The 9,475-nt window shown below is 69.9% G+C and carries 7 protein-coding genes; 4 read left to right on the forward strand and 3 right to left on the reverse strand.

Annotation, left to right across the window (positions count from 1 at the left end):
* Window positions 1-89: 89 nt before the first annotated feature.
* From repB to fghA, 3 genes are all read left to right on the forward strand, one after another.
* Window positions 90-1,112, forward strand: coding sequence for a plasmid partitioning protein RepB (repB, locus tag VP06_RS31695; RefSeq protein WP_245291394.1), 1,023 nt, complete (start codon window positions 90-92; stop codon window positions 1,110-1,112).
* Between the two features lie 834 nt (window positions 1,113-1,946).
* Entirely contained in the window at window positions 1,947-3,080 is a 1,134-nt protein-coding gene (locus tag VP06_RS31700; protein ID WP_048467804.1) for an S-(hydroxymethyl)glutathione dehydrogenase/class III alcohol dehydrogenase, read from the forward strand.
* A gap of 227 nt (window positions 3,081-3,307) precedes the next feature.
* The gene (fghA, locus tag VP06_RS31705) at window positions 3,308-4,141 is read left to right on the forward strand and encodes an S-formylglutathione hydrolase (protein WP_048467805.1); all 834 of its coding nucleotides are present in this window, start codon (window positions 3,308-3,310) and stop codon (window positions 4,139-4,141) included.
* A 3-nt stretch (window positions 4,142-4,144) separates the two neighbouring features.
* On the opposite strand, the gene VP06_RS31710 is transcribed toward fghA, so the two are convergent.
* From VP06_RS31710 to VP06_RS31720, 3 genes are all read right to left on the reverse strand, one after another.
* Entirely contained in the window at window positions 4,145-5,017 is an 873-nt protein-coding gene (locus VP06_RS31710) for a hydroxymethylglutaryl-CoA lyase (RefSeq protein ID WP_048467806.1), read from the reverse strand.
* Window positions 5,014-6,243: an ABC transporter substrate-binding protein gene (locus VP06_RS31715; protein ID WP_048467807.1), complete on the reverse strand. Its 1,230-nt coding sequence runs from the start codon at window positions 6,241-6,243 to the stop codon at window positions 5,014-5,016. Before VP06_RS31715 ends, VP06_RS31710 begins: the two co-directional genes overlap by 4 nt.
* A 267-nt stretch (window positions 6,244-6,510) precedes the next feature.
* Window positions 6,511-7,794, reverse strand: coding sequence for a hydroxymethylglutaryl-CoA reductase, degradative (locus tag VP06_RS31720; RefSeq protein ID WP_048467810.1), 1,284 nt, complete (start codon window positions 7,792-7,794; stop codon window positions 6,511-6,513).
* A 191-nt stretch (window positions 7,795-7,985) separates the two neighbouring features.
* Here VP06_RS31720 and VP06_RS31725 point away from each other — a divergent pair, with 191 nt between their 5' ends.
* The gene (locus VP06_RS31725) at window positions 7,986-9,380 is read left to right on the forward strand and encodes an aminotransferase-like domain-containing protein (RefSeq protein WP_048467808.1); all 1,395 of its coding nucleotides are present in this window, start codon (window positions 7,986-7,988) and stop codon (window positions 9,378-9,380) included.
* Window positions 9,381-9,475: the final 95 nt, after the last annotated feature.

The following is a 9,475-nucleotide window of genomic DNA, read 5'->3' on the forward strand; positions in this document are numbered from 1 at the left end:
ACGGGATCGACCTATCGCCGGGCGCTCGATGCGCTCGACGCCGTCAACGGCGAGATCGAGGGGCTGATCGCCCGCGCATGGGGCCGTGCATGAGCCAGACCATGAACCAGAAGAAGCGTCTCAGCGCCATCATGGGCACGCCGGTCCAGCCGGACGCCCCGACCCCGCCCGCCCCTGGAATTCCAACGGGTTACACCCCTGTAGCAGGTGCTACGCCGCCGCCCGCACCCGAGAAGCGCCCGACCGCGGCCCGATCGATGGCGGCCATGTGGGCGGCGTCACGGCCCGGCCCGGCGGAGACGGACGGCGCGGTGATCGAACTCGATCCCGACCTGTGCCTGCCCTCCGCGATCGCCGACCGGGTGCCCGATGCCACGGATGCGGCCTTCGACGCCTTCGTGGCGCAGATCCGCGAGGAAGGCCAGCATACGCCGATCCTGGTCCGGCGGCACCCCCGGCAGGACGGCCATTACGAGATCGCCTATGGCCGGCGCCGGACGCGGGCAGCGAAGGCGATCGGCAAGCCGGTGCGGGCGGTCCTGCGCGATCTCAGCGATGCCGAGCTGGTGGTGGCGCAGGGCTCCGAGAACCTGGCCCGCGAGGATCTGAGCTACATCGAGCGGGCGCATTTCGCCCGCAACATGGAGCAGGCCGGCATCGCCCGCGAGGTGATCCTGAAGGCCATGGGCGTGCACCGCCCCGACCTCGCGAACTATCTCGCGGTGGCCGAGGCGATCCCCGCCGCCGTCCTCGCCGCAATCGGCCCGGCGCCCAAGATCGGCCGCCCGCGCTGGCTCACCCTCGCCGACCGGATCAAGGCGGCGGCGCCGGAGCGGATCGAAGCCGCACTCGCCTCGGCCGATCTGGCGGGGAAGACCTCCGACGAACGCTTCGCCGTGGTGCTGGCCGCGCTCGCCGCCCAGCCGCCGCGCAAGGCCAAGCCCCGGGCCGAGACCGTCAAGGATGCCAGGGGCGTGAAATTCGCCCGCATCGAGCGCAGCACCGACGGGATGCGGGTGACGCTGGACGAGAAGGCGGAGCCGGGCTTTGCCGATTATCTCGCCGAGCGCCTGCCCGAGCTGCTGGCGACGTACCGGCAGGGGCGGGGCTGAGCCGGGGCATCGGGACCGAGCCGGGATGGGGCCAGCACACCGAGGCCGCAGGGGTCTTGCCGACCCGAAGGCCGGTCCTGTGGTCCACGACAGGACCGTTCCCATGCGCCGCCAGCCTCTCCCACCCCCAACCTGAGGTGGCGCCCGCGGCCTCGAAGGAGGGCTCCAGGGATCATGTCCCAGGTCGCTCCAGATTTCTGGAACCCTGCTTCGAGGCGCCCTGACGGTCGCATCGCAGGATGATACCATCGGCCCACGATGCTGACGCATCGGGCCGATGAACCATCTCGAATTTTCGATACTCAGCCAAAGGCTGAGCGAAAATTGGAGAACGGAACCAAAGGTCGTTTTCTTTCGACCGTTGGTATGAGTCGTGCATGTGATGTCCTGCGTCATGCCAGCCGCCGGCCGATGATGGGACCGCGCTCGCGACTGGCCCTGACCGGTTCCGATCCTGCGGCGGTGATAAGGGGTAGACTCGTCCTGCCAGTCTTGGCCTCGATCCTCTCGCGACAGGAGAGGGTGGCTCGACCTGTCGCCGCTGCGGACAGGATCGCCCGACGGGTCGGTCTCACGATAATCCCGTCGTCATCCACGGTTCGTAACACTATAACATGAAGCATCGATGTGACAGTCGGGGCTCGACGACTGTGGCAACCGGCGATGCGCCTCGGATCGACTGCCGGGTTGGACTAAAGTGTGTTGCGCCGCGCCGTTGCGGCCTTCATCAAATCGCAGCAGAGACGGGCCATTCAGCGAGCGGCCCGGGCCGCAGCCCTGCCGCCGATGCGGGGTGCCGCGCTCTCACGCGACAATGATCCGGTTGGAGACACCATGAAGACGCGCGCCGCCGTTGCCTGGGAAGCCAAGAAGCCCCTCACCATCGAAACCATCGATCTCGAGGGTCCCAAGCCCGGCGAGGTGCTGGTCGAGGTGATGGCCACCGGCATCTGCCACACCGACGCCTATACCCTGTCGGGCCTCGATTCCGAGGGCAAGTTCCCGGCGATCCTGGGCCACGAGGGCGCCGGCATCGTGCGCGAGGTCGGGGCCGGCGTGACGACGCTGAAACCCGGCGACCACGTCATCCCGCTCTACACCCCGGAATGCCGCAACTGTAAGTCCTGCCTGTCGCAGCGCACCAACCTGTGCACGGCGATCCGCTCGACGCAGGGGCAGGGCGTGATGCCGGACGGCACCAGCCGCTTCCGCTGCGACTCCACCGGCGCCAGCCCGGGCGCCAACACCGTGTATCACTACATGGGCTGCTCGACCTTCTCGAACTTCACCGTGCTGCCCGAGATCGCGCTCGCCAAGGTGCGCGAGGACGCCCCCTTCGACAAGATCTGCTACATCGGCTGCGGCGTCACCACCGGCCTCGGCGCGGTGATCTACACCGCCAAGGTGTGGCCGGGCGCCAACGTGGTGGTGTTCGGGCTGGGCGGCATCGGCCTCAACGTGATTCAGGGCGCCCGCATGGTCGGCGCCGACAAGATCATCGGCGTCGACATCAATCCCGACAAGCGTGCGATGGCCGAAAAGTTCGGCATGACCCACTTCATCAACCCGAACGAGGTCGGCACCGACAAGGTGGTGCAGGCGATCCTCGACGTGACCGGCGGCGGCGCGGACTTCTCGTTCGACTGCACCGGCAACGTGAACGTGATGCGCCAGGCGCTCGAATGCTGCCACCGCGGCTGGGGCGAGTCGATCGTCATCGGCGTGGCCGAGGCCGGCCGCGAGATCTCGACCCGGCCGTTCCAGCTCGTCACCGGCCGCGTCTGGAGGGGCTCGGCCTTCGGCGGCGCCCGCGGCCGCACCGACGTGCCGAAGATCGTCGACTGGTACATGGAGGGGAAGATCAACATCGACGACCTGATCACCCACACCATGCCGCTGGAGGAGATCAACTACGGCTTCGACCTGATGCACGAGGGCAAGTCGATCCGCTCGGTCGTGGTGTTCTAATATCAACGGTCGTTGAAACGACCTTTGATTCCGTTCTCGAACTTCGCCAAGCCTCCGGCTGGGCGTCGAAAATTCGAGATGGATCAATGGCCCCGTCGATCTCGGGCTTGCCCGAGATCGAATCGATGCGTCAGCATCTTGGGCCATTGGCATAAAAGGTCGGTTGAGCCGGCGGTGCGGGACGCGTACCGCCGGGCACGGATACGAAACCCGGGGATCACGGCGACATGGACACCATCTCGAAGGCCCGCTCGCATGGCGGCATCCAGGGCGTGTACCGGCACGAGGCCGAGACGACGCGCTGCCCGATGACCTTCGCGGTCTACCTGCCGCCCCAGGCGGAAGCCGGAAAGGTGCCGGTGCTGTGGTACCTGTCCGGCCTGACCTGCACCCATGCCAACGTGATGGACAAGGGCGAGTACCGCCGCGCCGCCGCGAAGCACGGCATCGCCATCGTCGCCCCCGATACCAGCCCGCGCGGGCCGGACGTGCCGGACGAGCCCGACAACTGGCAGTTCGGCTGCGGCGCCGGCTTCTACGTCGACGCCACCCAGGCGCCCTACGACCGCAACTACCGCATGTGGTCCTACGTCACCGAGGAACTGCCGGCCCTCGTCGCCCGCGAGTTCCCGGTGGACATGGAGCGCCAGGGCATCTTCGGGCACTCGATGGGCGGCCACGGCGCGCTCACCATCGCGCTGAACCACCCGGAGCGCTTCCGCTCGTGCAGCGCCTTCGCGCCGATCGTCCAGCCCTCGACCGCGGGCTGGTCGAAGCCGGCGCTGACCAAGTATCTCGGCGCGGACGAGGCCGCGTGGCGCCGCCACGACGCCACCGCGCTGATCGAGGACGGCCACCGCTTCCCCGAATTCCTGGTCGACCAGGGCACGGCCGATTCCTTCCTCAATGACGGCCTGCGCCCCTGGCTGCTGGAGGAGGCGTGCCAGAAGGCCGGGATCGGGCTCACGCTGAACATGCGCGAGGGCTACGACCACTCCTACTTCTTCATCTCGACCTTCATGGACGACCACATCGCCTGGGCGGCGGAGCGGCTGCGCTGACCCTCACTCCGGGACACGCCCGAGCGCCCCGGTGATGAAGCGGCCAGCCTCGGCGAGGCGGCCGGGATCGATCCCGCTCGCGATGCCGAGCCGGTCGAGTTCGGCCACCACCGCCTCGGTGGCGACGTTGCCGGGGGCGCCCTTGGCGTAGGGGCAGCCGCCCAGCCCGGCAACGGCGGCATCGATCACCGACACCCCGAGATCGAGGCAGGCGCGGAGATTGGCGAGCGCCAACCCCCGGGTATCGTGGAAATGCAGCGCGATGCGCTCGCGCGGGATCGTCTCCGCCACCGCCGCGATGCAGGCCCGGGCCGTGTCCGGCATCCCGGCCCCGATCGTGTCGCCGAGGGAGACCTCGTAGCAGCCCATCTCGGCGAGGCGGCGGGCGACATCCGCCACCGCCTCCGGCGTCACTGTTCCCTCGTAGGGGCAGCCGAGCACGCAGGAGACGTAGCCCCGGAGCGGGATCCCGGCGGCGCGGGCGGCCTGCGCCACCGGCCGGAAGCGCTCCAGGCTCTCGGCGATCGAGCAGTTGATGTTGGCCCGCGAGAACGCCTCGGAGGCGGAGGCGAAGACCGCGACCTCGCCGGCGCCCGCCTCCTTGGCCGCCTCGAACCCCCTGAGGTTCGGCACCAGCACGGCGTAGCGCCCGGCGGGGTTCGGCGGCAGCCGGGCCAGAACCGCGGCGGTGTCGGCCATCTGCGGCACCCATCGGGCCGAGACGAAGCTGCCGACCTCGATTGCGGTCAAGCCGGCGGCCAGCAGCCGCTCGATCAGCTCGACCTTCACGGCGGTCGGCACGGTGACGGGCTCGTTCTGGAGCCCGTCGCGGGGACCGACCTCGACGATCCGCACCCGGGAGGGGAGGGGGCTCACGGCGTCTTCACCAGCGGGCAGCGCCCGTCCGCCAGCGGGCGGAACGCCTCGGCGGCGGGGATCGTCTGGACGAGCTTGTAATAGTCATACGGCCCCTTCGAGTCGGCCGGGCTCTTCACCTGGAACAGGTACATCGGGTGGACGTGCCGGCCATCCGCCCGCACCGTGCCTTCGCCGAAAAGCGGATCGTTCGTCGGCCCCGCCTTCATCCGGGCGACGACGGTCCGCCCGTCGGTGCTGCCGGCGAGCGCCGCGGCGCGGAGGTAGGCCAAGGCGCCGGCATAGACGCCGGCTTGGTTGGCGGTGGGGCGGCGGCCCTTCATCTGCGCGGCGAAGCGGTCGGCGAAGGCGCGGGTGCCGGGATTGGCGTCCCAGTAGAACCCCTCCGTCAGGTAGAGGCCCTGCGCGTCCTTGAGGCCGATCGCGTGGACGTCGGAGAGCTGCATCAGCAGCGCCGCCAGGTCCTGGCCGCCGCCGGTGATGCCGAACTCCGCCGCCTGCTTGACCGAGTTGACCGTGTCGCCGACCGCATTGGCGAGCGCGATCACCTGGGCGCGGCTCGCTTGCGCCTGGAGCAGGAACGACGAGAAGTCGGCCGCTGCGGTCGGGTGGCGCACGTTGCCCACGACCTGGCCGCCCTCCTGCTTGACCACGCTCGCCGCGTCGGCTTCGAGCGCGTGGCCGAAGGCGTAATCGGCGGTGAGGAAGAACCACTTCGTCTTGCCGGCGCGCACCAGCGCCAGCGCGGTGCCGTGGGCGAGCGCCCAGGTGTCGTAGGTCCAATGCACGGTGTTGGCCGAGCATTTCGGGCCGGTCAGGTCCGAGGTGCCGGGGCCGGACGCGATGAAGGCGGCCTTCGAATCCCGCACCACCTCCTGCACGGCCAACGCCACCGAGGAGAACGGCACGTCGAGGATGGCATCGACCTGACCCTCGGCGATCCAGCGCCGGGCGGTGGCGGAGCCGATATCGGGCTTGTTCTGGTGGTCGGACTGGATCACCTCGACCGTGATCGCCGGGGTCTCCTTGCGAAAATCCTCGACCGCGAGCCGGGCCGCGACCACCGAGCCCTCGCCGGTGGAATCGGCGGCGAAGCCGCTGAGATCGGTGAGCACCCCGAGCTTCAGGCGCGTCACCTCGGCCCGGGCGGTGCCGGCGGCGACGACGAGGGCGGCGCCGACGAGCAGGCGGGTGGCGAGGCGGGCGGTGCAGGTGAATGTCGGCATGGTTTTCCTCCCGGGAAATCGTTATTGCATGTTGTTTTAGGTCGCATATCGACGGCAGGAACCAATCGATTGGTTGCCTGAGTTGGCAAATCTCTACGTCATACGGGGCTCGGCGTGGCTGAGAATCCCGGATTCATGACCGCTGACGTCCCGGGATAAGTCGGGGAGCGTTCCGTTTCTGTCGGCACCTTGCCAGTTATGGATCCCGAGTTCCGTTGCGCGGCCCCGGGATGACATGGAGGGCGGCAACGCTGTCGCGGACAGCGTTCACCTCCCGCGCATCTCCCCCAGGACCTCCTGCGCCACGTCGAGCCGCACCAGGCGCCGCTCGACCAGCACGCGGGCCACCGCCTCGATCTCCTCGCCCAGAGCCCCGGCCATCATGGCGATGTTCTGGGCGTGGAGCGCCATGTGGCCCTTCTGGATGCCGGTGGTGGCCAGCGCCTTGAGGGCGGAGAAATTCTGCGCCAGCCCCACCGCCGCGATGATCCGGGCCAGGCGCTCCGCCGTCGTCGCGCCGAGAATCTTCAGGCATGCCTGCGCGGTCGGGTGGAGCTTGGTCGCTCCGCCGACGAGGCCGACCGCGAGCGGCAGCTCGATCGAGGCACTGAGGTCGCCCGACGCCGTGACCTCGTAGCGGGTGAGGCTGGTGTAGCGGCCCGACCGTGCCGCATAGGCATGGGCGCCGGCCTCGATCGCCCGCGTGTCGTTGCCGGTGGCGAGCACCACGGCATCGATGCCGTTCATGATCCCCTTGTTGTGGGTCGCGGCCCGGTAGGGATCGGCCTCGGCGAGGTGGTAGGCACTGACGATCCCGTCCCGCACTTCCGGCCCGCCGATCGCCTCCGTGCGCCAGACCGCGTGCGCCCGGGCGAGGCGCCGGTCGGCGAGGTTCGACAGGATGCGCAGGGTGACGCGGCCGCCGCTCCAACCGGCGATGTGGGGCGCCACCGCCTCCGCCATGGTGTTGACGGCGTTCGCCCCCATGGCGTCACGGGTATCGACGATGAGATGCGTCACCACCATCGGGCCGCCGAGTGTGTCGAGCACCCGCACCTCGACATCGCGAAGACCCCCGCCGAGGCGCACCAGCACCGGGTCGCAGGCGTCGCACAGGGCCCGCAGGGGCTCGCGCTGTTCCAGGATGCGCAGGCGTGCCGCATGGGGGTCGCCCACCCCGACGACTTGCACCTGCGCGATCATCAGGTTGCCGGAGACCGAGGTGGTGAAGCCGTCCTCGTAGACCTGGCGGCCTGCGTTGCAGACCGCCGCCACCACCGAGGATTCCTCGGTCGCCATCGGGATCAGCACGTCCTCGCCGTCGATCCGCATGTTGGTGGCGATGCCGACCGGCACATTCATCGTGCCGATCACGTTCTCGATCAGCCGGTCGGCAAGGTCGGGGACGAGATTGCCGAACTCGGCGAGATGCGCGACCTCTGACGGAGAGAGATCGGCGAAGGCGGCGACGAGGTCCAGGCGCTCGCGCGGGGTCTTCTTGTGGAAGCCGGCGATGCGCGAGGTGCGGTTCGCCCGGGATGTATCTTGCATGATGCCTGCTGCCGCTTCGTTCGGGCGGGTCCGCGCGCGCCGGACGAGGGCGGCCGCAACCGCGGCCACCGTGGCGTTCCTCCCTCGTCCGGGCGTGTCAGATCCTGCTCGTTGCCCGCACCGTACCCGTCCGTGCCCCACCCACAAGGAACGCTTTGCGCCTTTCCGGTAAGGACCGTACCCTTCGCGGCATGGATACGATCGGCAGGCCAGAGCCCCGCACCCGGGTCGAGCAGGTGGTCGCCGGGCTGAGCGAACGGATCGATGGCGGGCTCCTGCGCGCCGGCGAGCGCCTGCCCTCGATCCGGGCGGCGGCGATCAGTTTCGCGGTGTCGAAGAACACCGTGGTCGAGGCCTATGAGCGTCTTGTCGCCTCGGGCCGGGTCGAGAGCCGGCCGGGCTCGGGCTTCTACGTCTCGGCGCAGGGTCGGGTCTTGCGCCCGGTTCCCGCCGTCACGCCGGGGCCCGTCCCGGTCGCGGCGGTGGACAGCGTCTGGCTGCTGCGCGAGCAGCTGGACCGGCACTACGACGTGCGCGTCGGTGACGGGCGGCCGCCGCCTGCCTGGATGGAGAGTTCCGAAATCGGCCGCCACCTGCGCCCATCGCTGGGCGCCGCGAGCGAGAGCTACGGCAGCCCGGACGGCTATCTGCCCCTGCGCCGCAGCCTCTCGCTGCGCCTCGCCGAACGGTCGATCCAGGTCGGGCCCGGTGGCGTGCTCCTCACCGCCGGGGCCAACCACGCCCTCGACCTGATCATCCGCCAGTTCGTGGCGCCGGGAGAGCCGGTGCTGGTCGATTCTCCCGGCTACTACCCGCTCTTCGGCAAGCTCAGGCTCGCCAAGGCCCGGATCCTTGGGGTGCGGCGCAACCCGGACGGGCCGGACGTCGCCCAGCTCGACGCCCTGGCCCGGCAGAGCGGGGCGCGGCTGTTCTTCACCCAGTCGCTGGCCCACAACCCGACCGGCTGCTCGCTCACCCTGCCGGTCGCCCACCGGTTGCTCCAGCGTGCCGCCGCCCTCGACCTGCGCATCGTCGAGAGCGACCCCTTCGCCGACGTGCTGCCGGCGGCGCAGGCCCGGCTCGCCGCCCTCGACCAGCTCGAGCGCGTGATCTATGTCGGCACCTTCGCCAAGACCCTCTCGGCCAGCCTGCGCTGCGGCTACGTCGCGGCGCGGGCCGACGCCGTCGAGGCGCTGCGCGACCTCAAGATGGTGACGAGCGTCAACAGCTCCGGCTTCGTCGAGCGGATCATCCACGACCTGATCGAGAGCGGGCGCTACCGCCGCCACCTGCGCCGCCTCGGCGGACGGATCGAGGCGGCCGCGTTGCAGGGGAGGGCGGTCCTGCACGGGCTCGGCCTTCCGGTCTTCGGCGAGCCGCGGGGCGGGTACTATCTCTGGTGCGGGCTGCCGGAGACGACCGACCTCGACGCCTTGTCGCGCCGCGCCGCCGCACACGGCATCCTGATCGCGCCCGGCGGGATCTTCCTCCCCGAGGGGCCGGCCGGCCCGCCGATGATGCGGGTCAACGTGGCGTATTTGGGCGATCCGCGCTTCGCGCGGTTCATGCGGGAGGAGGCGGAATAGGTGGCCCACTCACGGCAGCACCGCCAGGTAATGCGCCAGCGCCTTGATGTCGGCATCCGACAGGGAGCGCGCGCCTTCGGTCGTCGCCGTGCCGC

Origin of the sequence: Methylobacterium aquaticum (assembly GCF_001043915.1) — a bacterium.
GTDB lineage: Bacteria > Pseudomonadota > Alphaproteobacteria > Rhizobiales > Beijerinckiaceae > Methylobacterium > Methylobacterium aquaticum.